The organism is Niveispirillum sp. BGYR6 (assembly GCF_027568365.1).
Lineage (GTDB): Bacteria > Pseudomonadota > Alphaproteobacteria > Azospirillales > Azospirillaceae > Niveispirillum.
On the sequence record NZ_JANLNL010000008.1, the window covers coordinates 1 to 16,637 of the forward strand.

Annotated in this window: 12 protein-coding genes; 4 read left to right on the forward strand and 8 right to left on the reverse strand. The window is 60.5% G+C overall.

Annotated elements, in window-relative coordinates; genetic code table 11:
• Positions 1–239: 239 nt before the first annotated feature.
• The 8 genes from PCJ49_RS16445 to PCJ49_RS16480 all read right to left on the reverse strand — a co-directional run bounded on the left by PCJ49_RS16445 (position 240) and on the right by PCJ49_RS16480 (position 12,753).
• Entirely contained in the window at positions 240–671 is a 432-nt protein-coding gene (locus PCJ49_RS16445) for a hypothetical protein (protein ID WP_269911882.1), read from the reverse strand.
• Positions 672–690: 19 nt separating this feature from the next.
• The gene (locus PCJ49_RS16450) at positions 691–2,049 is read right to left on the reverse strand and encodes an HlyD family type I secretion periplasmic adaptor subunit (RefSeq protein WP_269911883.1); all 1,359 of its coding nucleotides are present in this window, start codon (positions 2,047–2,049) and stop codon (positions 691–693) included.
• A gap of 79 nt (positions 2,050–2,128) precedes the next feature.
• On the reverse strand, positions 2,129–3,898 hold the full coding sequence (locus PCJ49_RS16455) for a type I secretion system permease/ATPase (protein WP_269911884.1): 1,770 nt from the start codon (positions 3,896–3,898) through the stop codon (positions 2,129–2,131).
• 236 nt (positions 3,899–4,134) lie between these two features.
• The gene (locus PCJ49_RS16460) at positions 4,135–4,677 is read right to left on the reverse strand and encodes a hypothetical protein (RefSeq protein WP_269911885.1); all 543 of its coding nucleotides are present in this window, start codon (positions 4,675–4,677) and stop codon (positions 4,135–4,137) included.
• An 8-nt stretch (positions 4,678–4,685) separates the two neighbouring features.
• A complete protein-coding gene (locus tag PCJ49_RS16465) occupies positions 4,686–6,212 on the reverse strand; it encodes a class I SAM-dependent methyltransferase (protein WP_269911886.1) in 1,527 nt (508 codons plus the stop codon).
• Between the two features lie 123 nt (positions 6,213–6,335).
• Complete coding sequence (locus tag PCJ49_RS16470; RefSeq protein WP_269911887.1) at positions 6,336–7,553, reverse strand: glycosyltransferase family 4 protein; 1,218 nt, start codon at positions 7,551–7,553, stop codon at positions 6,336–6,338.
• Positions 7,554–7,691: 138 nt separating this feature from the next.
• On the reverse strand, positions 7,692–11,279 hold the full coding sequence (locus PCJ49_RS16475) for a hypothetical protein (RefSeq protein ID WP_269911888.1): 3,588 nt from the start codon (positions 11,277–11,279) through the stop codon (positions 7,692–7,694).
• A 520-nt stretch (positions 11,280–11,799) separates the two neighbouring features.
• Entirely contained in the window at positions 11,800–12,753 is a 954-nt protein-coding gene (locus PCJ49_RS16480; RefSeq protein ID WP_269911889.1) for a glycosyltransferase family 2 protein, read from the reverse strand.
• A 233-nt stretch (positions 12,754–12,986) separates the two neighbouring features.
• On the opposite strand from PCJ49_RS16480, the gene PCJ49_RS16485 reads away from it, so the two are divergent.
• The 4 genes from PCJ49_RS16485 (at position 12,987) to rfbA (ending at position 16,637) form a co-directional block, all read left to right on the forward strand.
• Positions 12,987–13,991 (forward strand): glycosyltransferase family 2 protein, encoded by a 1,005-nt coding sequence (locus tag PCJ49_RS16485; protein WP_269911890.1) that lies wholly within the window; start codon positions 12,987–12,989, stop codon positions 13,989–13,991.
• A 130-nt stretch (positions 13,992–14,121) separates the two neighbouring features.
• Positions 14,122–14,682 (forward strand): dTDP-4-dehydrorhamnose 3,5-epimerase, encoded by a 561-nt coding sequence (gene rfbC, locus PCJ49_RS16490; RefSeq protein ID WP_269911891.1) that lies wholly within the window; start codon positions 14,122–14,124, stop codon positions 14,680–14,682.
• 3 nt (positions 14,683–14,685) lie between these two features.
• Positions 14,686–15,747 carry a dTDP-glucose 4,6-dehydratase gene (gene rfbB / locus PCJ49_RS16495; RefSeq protein WP_269911892.1) on the forward strand — a complete coding sequence of 354 codons (1,062 nt, stop codon included), beginning with the start codon at positions 14,686–14,688 and terminating at the stop codon, positions 15,745–15,747.
• Positions 15,748–15,752: 5 nt separating this feature from the next.
• Positions 15,753–16,637 (forward strand): glucose-1-phosphate thymidylyltransferase RfbA, encoded by an 885-nt coding sequence (gene rfbA, locus PCJ49_RS16500; protein WP_269911893.1) that lies wholly within the window; start codon positions 15,753–15,755, stop codon positions 16,635–16,637.

Consider the following 16,637-nt stretch of genomic DNA (forward strand, 5'->3'; position numbering starts at 1 on the left):
GACGGAACAAGCGACGCGATCGTCACCATCTCAAGTTCCGTCTGTTGGGGCGTCTGGGGCTTAAGCATAAACACAGTGAATCAAAAACCCCCGCCATAGGCGAGGGCTTTGTCAGCAGTCTGAAAGCCCTGCGGATCACCGCAGGGCTTTTTTGAAAACATAGGAAAACGCCTGGGATCACGGCAACCGACAGCCAACGATGAAGCAGCTGTTTCCGGTGCCCCGCTTTGGGGCCGGCGTCAGGCATTGGGCGTCAGATGCTCGTCGGAATGCCCCAATTGCCCCAGGAAATATTCAAGCCGGCGACATAAATCGTCAATCTGATCGGCCGCTAACTGGTCGAAACGGCGGAGCATATTCATGGTGGGTTCATCCAACCTTGGATAAGCCAACAGCAACCCTTCCGATTCCCCCGCCGGCGACCGCACAAAGAGGCGGAAGGAATGACCATGCACAACGAAATAAGCCAGCAAGGCAACAAACCCGACCTTATCCTGCAAGAAGAAGGTCGGGCACTCCACATAGGCATTGTCCGGTACCAGATTGGTCCAGACAGCATCGGGAACCACCAGGCTGTTGGCCGGAAGCTCACAATGCGCCACACCCAGCGCCAGCTCTCGCGGGGCCGCCTGTAAACGCCAGACCGGCCCCGTCTCACGAATTGTCAGCATCCGTCCTCCTGGCGCTGGCTCAAACCTCCTTGAACGCGCGGAAGAAGCTGTCGGTCAAGGGCTTGGTCAGATATTCAAGCAGGGTGCGTTCACCGGCCTTTACCAGCACTTCGGTCGGCATACCGGGAACAATCTTCTGGCCGCCCAATTTGGACAGCTGATCTTCCGGTACAATTACACGGGCCAAATAGTACCGGTTGCCGCGCTGATCGGTGGTCACGTCCGCATCAACCTGCATGACTGTCCCGGTCAAAATGGGGATCTGCCGGCTGGACAGGGCAGAGAAGCGAACCTCCGCCTCCAGGCCAACCGCCATATTATCAATGTCATTGGGGCTGACCATCGCCTCAACCACCAGCTTTTCCTTGCTGGGCACCAAATCCATGATGGTTTCGCCGCCGCGCACCACCCCGCCCAGGGTATGCACCCGCAGACCGACGATGACCCCATCACTGGGTGCCTTCACCTCACGCCGTTCCAAAATATCGTTGGCGTTGGTCAGCCGGTCTTCGAGATCGAAAATCTGCTGCTGCGCTTCGCGCAGCTTGTCGGCCACATCTTCATCGAACGCCTTACGAACCTGGAGGATCTGCAGACGGGCTTCACCGATCTGCATCCGGGCCCGCGCAATCTCGCCCTCGTAATTCCCGCGCGCGCCATCCAGCTCCGCCCGGTTGCGCTGAAGCTGCAACAGCCGGGTCTTGGAAGCATAGCCCTTGTCAAACAGCTGCTGCAGCCCTTCCAGCTCATCATCAATCAGACGGATCTGATCGGTATTGGCAGTAACCTGGGCTTCATAGCCCTTGATCTGTTCTTCCAGCTGTTTGACACGCTGCTCGTAGATGGAAAGCTGGCCGGCCAAGGTTAAGCGCCGGCTCTCAAACAGCTGCTGTTCATTGCCACGAATGCTGCCTTTACGGGCATTATCACCCGCACCCGGCGTCAGTTCCGCCGGCCATTCGATCTTTTCGCTGCGACCACGCTCGGCGATAAGGCGCGCTTCCTTGGCCTTGGCCGCCAGGAACTGGCCAAACAGCACATCCCGCTGTGCCTGGGAGGAGACTTCATCCAGGCGCATCAGCACCTGACCGGCCTTCACCGCGTCCCCATCGCGCACCAGGATTTCGGAAACGATACCGCCTTCCAGATGCTGAATGCTCTTACGGTTGCTGTCCACCACCAGCGTACCGGACGCCACAACGCCCTTTGCCAGCGGGGCGAAGGCGGACCACGCCAGAAGCCCGCCAAACGCAACCAGAATGATCGCCATGCCGAGCCGCACGACGGACATTTCATCGGTAGGCACCTGCGACGGCAGTTCCTTACGCGGGCCAGCGGCCACGACGGCAGACTTGTTGCTGGTGACAAGGTCGGTCATGCTTTCGCACTTTCACAAGGGCCGGCACCCACCGGGTGCCGGCATGGAATATGGTAAAAAAGGCCGACGGGTGACGGCATCAGCCCCCCGTCGCCCCCGTAACCTGCCCCTGCGGTGCCCCGCCCTGTGGCGGAACCGCCGGTGGTTGGGCAACCGGACGGGTGAGGCGGGCAATCACTTCCTGCTTCGGCCCGAACATCTCCACCATGCCTTCACGCAGCAGCAGCACCTTGTCCACATGGTTCAAAATGCTGGGCCGGTGGGAAATGAGGATGACAGTGGCGTTCCGCTCCTTCAAACGCTGCAGCCCATTGATCAGAGCCACCTCGCCATCGGAATCCAGGTTGGAGTTCGGCTCGTCCAGCACAATGAAGGATGGGTTGCCATAGACCGCACGGGCCAGGCCCAGACGTTGACGCTGGCCACCCGACAGGGCGATGCCGCCCGGCCCGATCAACGTATCGTACCCCATGGGCAGGCGCAGGATAAGATCATGCACACCGGCCAGCTGGGCTGCCTCCACCACCTTGGTCGCATCAACCTCCCCGAAACGGGCGATGTTCTCCTTGATGGTGCCGTCGAAAATCTCAACATCCTGGGGCAGATAGCCAATATGCGGACCCAGTTGTTCATGGTTCCAGGCCGAAACATCGGCACCATCCAGACGCACGGAACCGGAATGCGGCGCCCAGACGCCGACCAGCAGACGGGCCAGCGTGGATTTACCGGCAGCGCTGGCCCCGATAATCGCCAAAGCCTCACCAGCGGTCAGAGCGAAGCTGACCCCCTTGATCGTCGGGTTACTGGCACCCGGCGGCATGGCCACCACGCGATCAACCGCCACATGCCCGACCGGGGCCGGCAGTTCCATCTTGTCGGTATGGGGGGTGAAGGTCCGCAGCAGATCATCCAGCCGGCTATAGGCACCGCGCGCCGAGACGAATGACTTCCAGGAACCGATGGCCTGTTCCACAGGTGCCAGACCACGCCCCATGATGATGGAGGCGGCAATCATAACACCGGGGGTGATCTGACCTTCAAGCGCCAGATAGGCACCGAAACCCAGCATGGACGACTGCAACAGCAGGCGGACGAACTTGGTCAGGGCGCTGATCGCGCCGGCGCCATCGCTGGCCTGGGCCTGCAATATCAACGACTTTTCCTGGCTGACCCGCCAGCGGCGGCGGATGCCCGGCAACATGCCCATGGCCGCCAGCACTTCACTGTTCTTCAGGCTGGCTTCAGCGAAAGAGGCAGCCTTGATGGCATGCATATTCGCTTCGTTCAGGGGCTTCTTGGTTGTCACCTCGGTGACATAGGCCAGTGCAAACAGGATCAGGGCCCCGATGATGGCCACAAGCCCCAGCAGCGGATGCATCATGAAGACGATGCCGATGAAGATCGGCGCCCAAGGCGCATCGAAAAGGGCGAAGGGCCCCTGCGAGGTGATAAACTGGCGCACCGTATCCAGATCGCGCAGCGACTGGCTGCGGTTAGCCGCAGGGCTGCGCAGGTTGAGGGCGAAAATGGCGTCGAACACCTTACCGCTCAACATCTGGTCCATCTTACCGCTGACCCGGACCAGCACGCGCGACCGCACCATCTCCAGCAACGCCATCACCAGCATCATCGAGCCGATGATCAAGCTGAGATAAATCAAAGTGGATTCGCTGCGCGCGGTCAATACACGGTCATAAACTTGCAACATATAGATGGGCGATGTCAGCATCAGCAGGTTAATGAAGAAACTGAATATCGCCACGAAGAAGAACGCCCGACCGGAGCTCTTCAACGCCTGGCGCAATTGTGACGGGGCGCCTGCCTGGCGGTTGACGGGAACAATCTTCATCGGGTTCGCCTGCTTCCAGAAGCTGGTCACGAAAATAACCCAGCCACGCCCGTGTGGCCGGGAGCCTATTCTACCGTTTTGAACACCCGGCCTGCAACAGCACCGAACGGGTGGCTGATGCAACCATTCCTCCCGGTACCGACCGAATGCAACAATAAGATTGGGGCGTTTCCGGGGCGCAGACCGGTTATGGATGTTATGCCGCAGGGGACAGGACGGAACCCTGGTGAGCTTTCTCAGCAGGGAAGCGCGCCTGCGGGAATTTGAATCTGCCCCCCATGATCAATCCAGGCCAGTTCGTCGAGGTTCCAGCCGGCTTCCCGGCTCTTGATCAGCAGCATATTAATGAATTGATGAACCAGTTCCCGTGGCAGGTTCATCCATGCCTGCTCCTGATCTGCGTCGTGAAAGGAAAGGCGCAGCACCTCTCCATGGCTGGTCACATCAATCCGCTCAACCAGCCGAGGCGGCTCCTCCGCAATCTCTGCCACCAATGCCGCTGGCGCGGAAGAAGGCGCCGGATTGGCGACAGCGACGCGGTTGACCGCCTCCAGATGTTCAAACAGCAACACGTCGCCGCGATGGTCGGGGCCGCTGCGGGCCACCAGCTCGCTGGACTGCATCAGCAGGTCCAGAAGACCCGACAGCAGCGCCCGTGTCAGGCGCCGTGTCATATGCATGTCCATGCCCGTCGCCGCCGTTCGGGCGGTCAGCACAAGCCTATCCTGGCGCACATCATAGCGCAGGTCCAGGCTGGTGGCGGCGACGGGCGTTACCATACGACCGGTCAGATAACCGCAAGCCGCTGCAGCAGCGGTCGCGTGCTTTCCTGGAAGCCCTGATATTTCTCACGCAGTTCCGCCAGATTATCCGCATCGTCCAACAGCGGCTTTCCATCGCGCACCAGACGCTGATTATTGCGCGACAGCGTATCCCAGACGAAGGCCGGCACGTCGACCGCCCCTTCCGATTCCGCCAGCAGGAACAGCTGCGTCACCTGATCCTGCGCCACGGCACTGCCAAAGATCGGGGAGGCGAGATATTGCAGATCCGACGACCAGCGGGCGCGCTGGATGACGGCATTGTTGAAGGCACGGCAGCGACCTTTGCGTACCTCTGCGTCAGCCTCAGGCAACACCGGCTGCGCATAGCTGGCGCCGACCAGGACCATCAGCGCCTGCTGCACGCGCGGGGCCCCCAAAGGGGCCAGGGTCGGCGATGCCATTAACTCGGCGAAACTCGGCGTCCCCTGCTCCAACGCTGCCATCAGGGGTACATAAATATCTTCCTGCAGCGCAGCCTCGCCCAAGGCGCCATTCACCGTCATCGCTACCTTGGTCCGGTCGACCGACAGGATGAAACGCTGATTGGCCCAGAGATGCTGCAATTCAGCCGTCGGCACCCGAACAGCCCCCTTGACGAAAATATCGCGCCGGAACTGCTGGTTGACCATGAAGTCCCGCAGGGTTTCCTGTCGCGCCACATCACCGGCCTGGGCCAGCACTTGCTGCTGCTCAGCCGTGAGATTGATGGCGTCAAGCCGGTCCAGCAGGTGGGCGGAGCTGATCCAGTTCAGCTTAGCCTTGGCCAATTCTGCGGCAACATCGCCATGATAAAAGGGCGTCCAGTGTTGATTGAAATATTCGTGCGCAACATAGGCCCTCTGCTGGCCCTTGATGCGTTCCAGCCGATCCGCCATGCCGGGATTGCTGGTAAAGAAGCGACCATTGACGTCGCAAACCGTTCCCGCCAGCCCCAGTGCCTGTTCAATACGGGCCAGTACGGACTGGCCCGCCGCCGCGGCAGCCCCCTCCACCATCAACCGGCGCAGCGGCATGGCCGCCGCCCAGCCGGGCAGGGTGTTGTAAGAAATATAGACCAACCCGCCGGGACGCAGCCGCTGGCGAATAAACTCGACAATCTCCGCACGATGCTGATCGCTGATCCAGCTATAGATACCGTGCAGTGAGATAATATCGAAATCCGGCAGGTCGGTACGGGCCAGAAACTCCGCAAAGCTGTCTTCATAGAAGGTAATATTGTCACTTCCAGCCGCCGCCGCCAAATCACGCGCGCCAACGATCTGCGCCGGATTGAAATCCGTGGCATGGAACTGGATCTCGGGATTGGCAGCGGCAAGCAAATTGCTGGAAAAACCCTGGCCGCAGCCAAGTTCACAATAGGTCAGCGGCTGGTGGCTGCGATGGCCGGACAGCAAGGCGGCAAAACCCAGCAGGGATGGCGACAGCTCGCGATAGAAACCGTGGGTATAGGAGATTTCTGCCATATAACCAGCCGACCAATCCGTCGTCATTCCCTGCCGCCTTTGATGGGTTATCGTCACAAGGCTCATACCCGACTGGTACTGGGTGCGCAACCCGCGCCTTCATGGGCGCTGATCCTTGTGTAAATGTTGGAAAGCCGCCAGTGAGCAGGCTTACCCCGCCACCCGGTTGATCAGGGCCTGCTGGCGCGGCAGACAGATACGGTGGAGATCATAGCGATCAATCACGGTCTGACGTGCCGCCTGCCGCATGGTCCGGTAACGCTGCCCCTGGTTCAGAACCTCTGCCACCACCGCCGCGAGCCCATCATAGTCGAAGAAATCCACCAGCAGGCCGTTATGCCCGTGCTCAATTACCTCCTGAACGGGCGGGGTTGCGCTGCCAATCACGGGCGCGCCGCAGCTCATTGCCTCCAGCATCGACCAGGAGAGCACGAACGGGTAGGTCAGATAGACATGGGCCGCAGATATCTGCATCAGGCTGACGAAGGCCGCATAGGGAATATGGCCAACGAAGGCCACCCTTGACAGGTCAATGCGATCCGCCACCTCCGCCAGGAAGATTTCCTTCCAGCTTTTCCCCTCTGGGGCCTTGGCGCCATAGGACACCCCATCGCGGCCGACCACCACGAAAAACGCATCCGGGACCAGGCGCTGCATCTGCGGCAGGGCACGCATGAAGCTATGATAGCCGCGATAGGGTTCCAGGTTGCGGTTGATGAAGGTCACAACCTTCATCCCCGGCCGCAGGACCAGATTTCGGTCTGCCAGTGTCAGCGACGCATCAGATCGTGGCGTCAACAGATCTGTATTGATCCCGTCATGCACCACCTCCACCCGGGGACGGGCAAAGGAGGGGTAGGAAACGCGCTGCCATTCAGTGGGACTGTAACCGGCATCCATCTGTTCCAGCGAGATCAGACCGCAGGAATTCTTGGCCCGCACGCGGGCGCCGCTTTGCCATTGCGGCCGGGCAAATTCCGGATCGAAATTCACGTCGCTGCCACGCGCCGTATAATAGAATTCCAGGAAATGCAGCTGCGGCACGCCCGGCCAGATGTCGCGCAGGAACAGCATCTCCCCCCAGCCGGGATGGCCGACAATAATGTCCGGCCGATAGCCCGATGCCAGCAGGCCCTCTGCGGCACCCGCGCAGGCCTCCCCCCGAATCACCTTGGCTTCGAAATCCGTCACCCAGGGATGGATGTTGGGTGAACTGCCGCGCAGGGGACGATAGCGGACGAACCGGATGCCGGGCAGTTCCGCCCCTTCAATCGCCAATGCGGTGATCTGGTGGCCTGCTGCGAGCAGGGCCGGGACCAGCGATTTGAACTGGCCGGGAAAATTCTGATGCACAAACAGGATCTGCATGGAACGCCGCCAACTCCTCCGAGACCGTCGCCTATTGCTAACGTCTCAGAACGACTTTCCAAAGAAAAAAGACCCCGGATTTCTCCGGGGTCTTCAGTTCGCTCCCGAAGGAGCAAATCAGTCTTTTCAGCACGCCAATTAGATGGCGTGAGCCTGCAGAACTTCACCGGTGATGGAGACACCGTTCAGGTCGATCAGGCCGGTCAGCTTGACAACCTGGTCACCCGTGGTCGGGCTGCTGACGAACACGTTGTCGTTGTTGTTATCAACAACGAGGTAGGTGTCGCCACCGAACTGGAACCACGTCACCACGGCGTTGGTAGCCGCCGCAGCGTGGTTGGAAGCAGCCGCGTTCAGGTAGTCAGCGAAAGCAGCCGTGCCAGCCAGGACAATCTTGCTGTCAGCATTGCTGGTCAGCGTGGTGTTGGAGATCGCATTACCGGCACCGGTCGTAATCACCGACAGAGCCGACAGGTTGATCGAGTCACCGGCAACCAGCGACGCACCGGAACCGGAGTCCTTGGCGAAGTCGGTGATGGTGGCGTAGATGTTGCCGTTGGCGTTCGGGGCATTCAGCACGAAGGTATCGGAACCAGCGCCACCGGTGATCACGGACAGACCGCTACCGACGGTGATGGTGTCGTTACCGGCGCCGCCATCAATGGAATGAGCGCCATTGCCAGCAGTGATGGTGTCATTACCGTCGCCACCGGAAATGGTGTGGTTACCGGTCGCGGTCGCGGTGATGGTGTCGTTACCAGCGCCACCGAGGATCGAGGCATTGCCGGTGCCGGCAGCCGTGATGACGTCGTTACCAGCGCCACCGTCCAGGGTGTCGTTACCGCCACCACCGATGATGGTGTCGGCACCGTCGCCGCCAACGATAGAGTCGTTCTTGGTGTTACCGGTCAACACGTCGTTGCCGATACCGCCCTTGATGGTGACCGTGCTGCTGCCGGTATAGGCAGAGGTATAGGTCACGCCCAGAGCGGCAGCGTCAGCGGCCTTGCCCGTCACGGCGGAGGCATCGAAGTTGGTGACAGAAACAGCCGTGGTGTTGGTCAGCACCAGACCCGCATTACCCGTCACGGTGATGGAGGTCGCGTCAGCGGCCGCCAGCGTGATGGTGTTGGTGTGGGCAGTGCTGTCCGTATCGGTGTTGGTAATGGCAAACGTTTCGACACCGGAAGCCGTGATCGTGCCGGCAGCCAGAGCACCGGCGGAAGAGAGGGTCAGCGCCAGGCTGTCCGACTTACCGCTGGAGTCCTTCAGGACGTAGGAGGTGTTGAAGCCCGGCGAAGCCGTCAGGGTCAGGCCCACGCCAGCGGCGACGTTGGTGTAGGTCACTGCACCGGTCACAGCACCCTGGCGCAGGGAGGTGAAGCCAGTGGCGTTGTAAGAGCCACCACCAGCAGCGGTGCCGAGGCTCAGCACTTCGAAGCCGGTGACATTGGTGTTGGCAGCGGCGTCGAAGTTGCCAGCGAAGTTGACAACCAGAACGTCGGAGGTGCCAGCACCGCCGTCAATGGCCTTGGTCGGAGCCGCCGCGATGGTCACGGTGTCAACACCCGAACCGCCCTTATAGGTGGCCTTGGCGGCATCGACCGTAACGGTGTTGGCACCCGTGGAACCAGAAGCGTCAACGCTGGTCACGGTAGCGCCGTTGAAGTCAGCGGTAACACCGCCGGAACCGGACACCGCAACAGTCTGCAGACCGGACAGGCCAGCCGTCGAGGTCAGGGTCAGACCCTTGTCACCGGACACGGTCAGCGCGGTCACCTTGCTGGCCGACACATTGGTCAGCGTGGAAGCGGCAGTGGTGGTCGACAGGTTCAGCTTGGTGTAGGCACCGGCCGTGTCGGTCAGCGTACCGCCGGTGACACCGTTCAGCGCCACGTTCAGCGTGGTCACGGTCGGGGTGGTCAGGGCATTGGTGACGTCCACGCCGGAATTGCCACCCTTCAAGGACAGGTTAGCCAGCGCGTTGGAGCTGATGATCGTGCCGCCGTAATTTTCCAGCGTCACAGAAGCGATGGTACCGGCCTTGTCGCTCTTGCCGGCGTTCGCGTCCTGGATGGACACGGCACCATCCACGACACCGGCGACGGTGGCGCTCTTGGTGGCAGCAGCGCTCTGCTTCACGGTGACGGCGGTGGTGGCCGCGCCGCCGGTCACGGTCACAGTACCCAGAACGGTCTGGGTGTTGACAGCGTTACCAGCCAGGTTGTTGACCGTAACGGTGGTACCACCGGTGACGGAGACAGCGCCAGCGTTACCATCAACGCTGGAGGTGTTGGTCACAGTGACGGTAGAGGTAGCGCCGGTGACGGTGATCGCACCGGTAGACGCACCCGTGCTGGTCACGGTCACGGGGCCAGCGGCGTCGGTGACAGAGATCGTGCCCGAGGTACGGCTGGCAGCCGTTGCCGTGACATTCTTACCGCCGGTGACGGTCAGGCTGTCGGCGCCGGCAGCCGTGGAGCTGGCGCTGACGGTCACAGTGGTGTCGGCCGAAACGTTAACCTTGCCGCCACCGGTGGCGGTCACCGTGGACAGGCCGGTCCAGCCCTTCACGTTGGCGTCAACTTCCTTCGTGGTGGTGAAGGTAGCGGTCTCGACATTCTTCACGCTCGCGCCGGAAGCCGCGGCAACATTAGCCGTGGCGGACGAGAAGGTGATGGTGTCGTTACCGGCGCCGCCATCGACGGAGTCGAGCGAAATCAGATCACTGCCAACGCCGGCCACAATCGTGTCATTGCCAGCGCCACCGACCAGATTATCGATGCCAGCGGTCAGCGTCAGGGTCTGGCCAACCGGATCGGTGCGATCAGAGATGGCGAAGACGGTGGAGCCGGACAGGGTGACGGCCTTCAGGGCAGCGTCGAACAGGCTGATCTTGAAGCCTTCCAGACCTTCGGCGACCTGATCGTTCACCGCGGTGATCTTGAAGGTACCGGTGGTGGAACCAGCAGCGATGGTCACAGTGCCGGTCAGGCCCGTGAAATCAGCGGCCGAAGCAGCAGCGATGCTGCCACCATTGGTGTCGCCAACGATGTTGAAGGTCAGCACGGTGTCAGCGGCCGCAATCACCGAGGACGTGACGGTGAAGGTGGTCTCGTTGCCTTCGGTCAGCGTCGTCGAAGCGGCGGAGATGCTGTAGCTCGGGTTCGGCGTCGGGAAGGCGCGGCCTTCGACGATGCCGTTATGGTAGTAGTGATAACGGGCAGCGGCCACGCCGGTGTAGCCACCAAAGGTGTTGCCAGCGGCCAAGTAGTCAGCCAGATCCTTGTTGGCGGCCAGATAAGCAGCACCGTCGAAGCCAGAGGCAACGCGGTTCTCGTCGATGCCGAACTTCAGGAAGTGCTGATACAGAGCGTTGGGATCGGTGATGCCGGCAGCGCCCAGATCCGCGTTCTGAGAGGCGTAGATGTTCGCATCAAACTGGGCGGACGTGAGGATGCTGCGACCCTCAAAGACGCCGTAACGGACATAGTGCTCGGTCAGCTGCGCCGGGGTGGTCAGGCCAGCAGAAGCCAGGTCAGGATTGTTGGCGGCATAGACCGTCGGATTGAAAGCCGCAGAGAACGGCCGACCCTCGAACTTACCGTACTGCTCCCAGTGAGCCTGCCCAGAGGCGAAAACACCAGCCTTAACGGCGTTGGCGACGTCCTTATTCTGGGACAGGTAGTAGGCCTCATTGAAGAGGGAGCTCAACGTGACAGCCATCTAGATTCTCCGTAGGTTGGCTAACTTGCCTGACCGAAATGCTGAAAAACGGGTGGAGTTGAGCAAGCCAAAGGGCAATTTACAACCGAAATTCCGGCTGCATATGTCGAGAGAGGATACTCAGCGGCCGGCTGACCGACCGCGAAATGCGGAGGCAACGACCAGAGGAAGTCATTTTGCTCACTGAAAACACGCCCGTTAGACCCTTATTCGTTCAAGCGTAGTAGGTTCTTTAAGCGAGCCAGCCTTCTTACGCAAGAGCCAAATGAGCGCGGGATTCCGCGAAAACCCGACTTTGTTAAGCAACTCGCTAACATGAGGTCGCTGTGCAAGAACGGGAAATGCCGGATTCATCCCATCCTATTGTTAATACGGGCTTTTTCTGATGGGAGCGCTACAATGCAAATTTGCCACAGCCCGACATGAAAAATTTATGTCCATGTCGAAGATGATCGTGGCGAGGCTTCCAAGAGGATAACAAAGCATCCGCCCGTCACCAGCGCCACGATGAAGGCTCGTTTCAGGCCCGCAAGTAGAAGCCGATTGTCCGAATCACGCCGGACAGACGAAAACCATGGCGAATCATTCGCATACGGCGGACCAGGAAGCTTTGCTGCGGCAGCGAGCGGAAGGCGGCCAACGTTCTGGCCTGAGCTGGCGGCAACTGGGCCCCATGCAGCCGTTCCAAGGCAGCTGCCTGGGCATAGAGCCGATCCATCCAGGCCAGAAAGCGTTGCTGGTTAGCCCGGAAACGACCGCTGCGAATCTTGTCCCGAATGGCATCGGCGGCCGACCAGGCCTTGGCTCCCACGGCATTATTTCCATGCTGGCGGTAGTCGATCAGGCATTCCGGCATCGTAATGATCTTGCCCAGACCGGCACAGACCAGGGCAAGCCACCAATCATGCATCAGCGATTCCGCCGGCACATTACAACCGATTCGACAGGCGGACCGATTGATCCCCATGGCACAGCCCGTGACGACATTTTCCGTCAGCAGACGGTTGAAGGCCGCACCGGCCACCGCATCCATCCCCTGGAAATGGCGGAAACTGGGGTTGATGACGGCACCATCGGCATCGACCACAGCCAGATCGCAAAAGGCCAGCACCGGGGTTTCACGACCCAGCTCCGCCTCAGCCCGCATCAGCGCCGCCACGGTAGTCCCCACCTTGTCAGGGTGCCAGACATCATCCTGATCAGCAAAAAGCACATAAGGGGCTTCGGCCACCGCCATCAAACGGGCGAAATTAGCAGCGGCCCCACCCGCCGGCTGATCGGCTTCCAGCACCAGCACCCGTTCTGAATCACGTCGGCGCCACGCATCAATCAGTGTCAGGGTGCCGTCCCTGGAACCATCATCCCGCACTAGAACGCGGTAATCGCGGTCCCGCTGCGCCTCTATGGACGCGATCAGTGCCGGCAGATAAGTCTCGCCATTATAGGTCGCCAGAAGGATGTCGGTACGGGCCATGATCTTCAACTGAGAAACAAATAGGGAGGGTGCGGCCGTGCCGCCGCGCCGACTGTGGCGCGAAACAGGGGCGCGGCGGAAGCGTTACTTGCAGATAGACGCCGAATGCCTGCCACCCATCCAACCACCACCCACGCCGGCAGAGGGTGGCGGACACCCACACGCGTCATTGACCGGCCCCTTCCCCGCGCCTAGAGAAGGGGGAAGCTGAAGCCCCGGAGATAGAGCCGCAAATGACGGTAGCGTCGGTAAGCAGTATGGCGGAAGCCCCGCTTTGCTGGATCGTATTGCTGAACTGGAACGGCCATGCGGACACAATCGCTTGTATCGACAGCGTCATGTCACTGAAAGAGGCGCGCTGGCGCCTTGTCGTCTGCGACAATGCCTCCAGCGACGGCTCCGCCTCTATCCTCTGGCAGGCCATGCGCCAACGTTTCGGCACCGCTTTCCAGGTGCTGAGCGAGGCCGATGCCTCAGCGACGCCGATCGCCCCCGACACGCGGGCATTTCTGATTCAGAATACCGCCAATCATGGCTATGCCGGCGGCAATAATGTCGGTATCCGCCTTGCCCTGCGCGATCCTGCCATGGCGGCCATCTGGATTTTGAACAATGACACGGAGGTGGATTCCAATGCGCTGGCCGCGCTCTGGCACCATGCGGAAGCCCATCCAAGACAGGGCATCATCGGCTCCACCCTGCTCTACCATGACCGCCCGGATGTGATCCAGGCGGCAGGCGGGGGCACCTATCACCGCTGGACCGGTCTGTGCGACCACCATGGGTATGGAGAGCCGCGCGAAGCGGCACAACGCCACGCCAATCGACCGTTGGATTATGTGTTTGGCGCCGCCATGTTCATCCGCCGCCCCTGGTTGGAACAGGTCGGGCTGATGGACGAAAGCCTGTTCCTCTATTTTGAGGAGATTGATTATTGCCGCGCCGGTCGCAGCCGATTCGAAATCGGCTATTGCCCGAACGCCATTGTCTTCCACAAGGAAGGGGGCAGCACCGGCGGCAAACGCCAAGCCGTCAGCCTGTTGGCTGATTTTTATAATCTGCGCAACCGGTTGCGCATCACTTGGCGCCATTTTCCCTATGCGTTGCCCACCGTCTGGGCTGGCCTGCTGGTGACCATGTTGAACCGCTGGCGTCGGGGACAGCGTGATCGCGTCGCCATGGTGTTACGCATCGCCTTCGGCTTCCGCCATATCGAGTTCAAGGATCTGGAGCGCTGACCGACCCAAACGCGACGGAGGGCCACCATGACGCGGGTTGCAGTGGCGGTGCCGCTGGGGCATAAACGCGTCGGGGCGATATCAAACATCAGGGGCCGGCGCCCACGCCCGCCCCGATATGGAATCAAACATGGACGTCAGAGAATTCGCGATCGCCGGGCCAAAGCTGTTGGTGCCTGCCCGCCATGGCGATCATCGCGGCTATTTCAGTGAGACTTTCAATCGCCGCCGCTTTGCCGAGGCGACCGGCACCGATCCCGATTTCGTGCAAGACAACCACTCGCTGTCGGCTGATGTGGGGACGCTGCGCGGCTTGCATTTCCAGCGCCACCCGACCGCGCAAGGGAAGCTGGTGCGCGTTGTCCGGGGGGCCGTGCTGGATGTGATCGTGGATATCCGCACGGGCTCTCCCACCTTTGGTCAGCATGTCAAAGTTGAGCTGTCGGCCGAAAATGGTGCCCAGTTGTGGGTGCCGGTCGGCTTTGCCCATGGGTTCTGCACCCTGCTGCCCGACACGGAATTTCTTTACAAGGTCACCAACTATTACAGCCCGGCCGATGATGGCGGCATCCTGTGGAACGATCCCGACCTGGCTATCGACTGGCCCTTCGGCCCTGATCAGGTAAAGCTGTCCGCCAAGGACACGACGCTGCCGCTGCTTAAAGATCTTCCCGCCCTTTTCCATTGGTGAGACATGACGTTCCGTAATCCCAAGCTGGTGCTGGTCACCGGCGGCGCCGGCTTTATCGGTTCGGCCCTGGTGCGCCATCTGATTCTGGATCGCGGCATCGCGGTCGTGAATGTCGATTGCCTTACCTATGCCGCCAATCCGGACAATCTGAAGCCGGTGGCCGACAGCCCGCTCTACCGGTTCGAGAAGGTGGATATCCGCGACCGGGCGGCCATTGATCAGGTGCTGGCCACGCATAAGCCGGATACCATCATCCATCTAGCAGCCGAAAGCCATGTCGATCGCTCGATCGATGGGCCGGACGCCTTCATCCAGACCAATATCGTGGGGACGTCTGTATTGCTGGCCGCCGCAAGGGCCTATTGGTCGGGGCTGGCCAAGGAAGCAGCGGCACAGTTTCGCTTCCATCATGTTTCCACCGACGAAGTGTTCGGCAGCCTGGGCGCAGAGGGCTTCTTCACTGAAGAAACCGCCTATGCGCCGCGCTCCCCTTACTCGGCCTCCAAGGCGGCGTCGGATCATCTGGTCGATGCCTGGCACCATACCTACGGGCTGCCGGTTGTCCTGACCAATTGCTCCAATAATTATGGCCCCTATCATTTCCCCGAGAAGCTGATCCCGCTGATCATCCTCAATGCACTGGAATGGAAGAAGCTGCCCGTCTATGGCGACGGCCAGAATGTGCGCGACTGGCTGCATGTTGAAGACCATGCCCGGGCGCTTGCTGAGGTGATGATCAAGGCGGAAAATGGCGGCCGCTACAATATCGGCGGCAATAATGAGAAGACCAACCTGGAGGTTGTGGAGCGCATCTGCGATCTGGTGGACAAGTACCGGCCGGAGCCGGGCCGTTCCCGCCGGGAGCTGATCAGCTTCGTCACCGACCGCCCCGGCCATGATCACCGCTATGCCATTGATGCCTCCAAGATCCGTCGCGATCTGGGGTGGACGCCGCAAGAGACGTTCGACAGCGGTATTGAGAAGACCGTGCAATGGTATTTGGAAAATGAATGGTGGTGGAGCCGGCTGCGTGCCGTTGCCGGCCAGCGCCTGGGAAAGGTGTAAGGGCCATGAAGAAGCGTAAAGGCATTATTCTGGCTGGTGGTTCCGGCACCCGGCTTTATCCCATCACCCGTGGCGTCTCCAAGCAGCTGCTGCCGGTCTATGACAAGCCGATGATCTATTATCCACTGTCCGTGCTGCTGATGGCCGGCATCACGGATATTCTGATCATCGCCACACCGAAGGATATGCCGCAGTTCCAGGAACTGCTGGGCGATGGCAGCCAGTGGGGTGTCTCCTTCGTTTATGCTGTACAGCCCAGCCCCGATGGACTGGCACAGGCCTTCATCATCGGGCGCGGCTTCGTTGGCAACGACGACAGCGCCCTGATTCTGGGCGATAATATCTTCTACGGCCATGGGATGGACAAGCTGCTGGCCAATGCCGACCAGCGAGTCAACGGTGCCAGCGTCTTCGCCTATCACGTGAACGACCCTGAACGGTATGGTGTTGTCAGCTTCGATGCAGACGGCCGCGCGCTGACCATTGAGGAAAAGCCCAAGCAGCCCAAGTCGAACTTCGCTGTCACGGGCCTGTATTTCTACGATAATGACGTGCTGGACATTGCCGCCGGAATCAAGCCCAGCCCCCGGGGTGAGCTGGAGATTACCGACGTCAACAATGTCTATCTCCAGCAGGGCCGGCTGAATGTCGAGCGGATGGGCCGGGGCTATGCTTGGCTGGATACCGGCACCCATGACAGTCTGGTGGAGGCAACGCATTTCGTGCAGACGGTGGAACGCCGCCAAGGGTTGAAGATTGCCTGCCCTGAAGAGATCGCCTATCGCAAGCGGCTGATCGACGACACTCAATTGGAGGCGCTGGCCAAGCCCTTGATGAAGAATGATTACGGCCATTACCTGCTGAAAGTTCTCAACGAAGGGCGCGACTGA

Bases quoted from the DNA above. Each gene is read 5' to 3' on its own strand.
- PCJ49_RS16445 (WP_269911882.1), bottom strand. From the start codon at position 671: ATGCTGACAATTCGTGAGACGGGGCCGGTCTGGCGTTTACAGGCGGCC.
- PCJ49_RS16450 (WP_269911883.1), bottom strand. From the start codon at position 2,049: ATGACCGACCTTGTCACCAGCAACAAGTCTGCCGTCGTGGCCGCTGGC.
- PCJ49_RS16455 (WP_269911884.1), bottom strand. From the start codon at position 3,898: ATGAAGATTGTTCCCGTCAACCGCCAGGCAGGCGCCCCGTCACAATTG.
- PCJ49_RS16460 (WP_269911885.1), bottom strand. From the start codon at position 4,677: ATGGTAACGCCCGTCGCCGCCACCAGCCTGGACCTGCGCTATGATGTG.
- PCJ49_RS16465 (WP_269911886.1), bottom strand. From the start codon at position 6,212: ATGACGACGGATTGGTCGGCTGGTTATATGGCAGAAATCTCCTATACC.
- PCJ49_RS16470 (WP_269911887.1), bottom strand. From the start codon at position 7,553: ATGCAGATCCTGTTTGTGCATCAGAATTTTCCCGGCCAGTTCAAATCG.
- PCJ49_RS16475 (WP_269911888.1), bottom strand. From the start codon at position 11,279: ATGGCTGTCACGTTGAGCTCCCTCTTCAATGAGGCCTACTACCTGTCC.
- PCJ49_RS16480 (WP_269911889.1), bottom strand. From the start codon at position 12,753: ATGGCCCGTACCGACATCCTTCTGGCGACCTATAATGGCGAGACTTAT.
- PCJ49_RS16485 (WP_269911890.1), top strand. From the start codon at position 12,987: ATGACGGTAGCGTCGGTAAGCAGTATGGCGGAAGCCCCGCTTTGCTGG.
- rfbC (WP_269911891.1), top strand. From the start codon at position 14,122: ATGGACGTCAGAGAATTCGCGATCGCCGGGCCAAAGCTGTTGGTGCCT.
- rfbB (WP_269911892.1), top strand. From the start codon at position 14,686: ATGACGTTCCGTAATCCCAAGCTGGTGCTGGTCACCGGCGGCGCCGGC.
- rfbA (WP_269911893.1), top strand. From the start codon at position 15,753: ATGAAGAAGCGTAAAGGCATTATTCTGGCTGGTGGTTCCGGCACCCGG.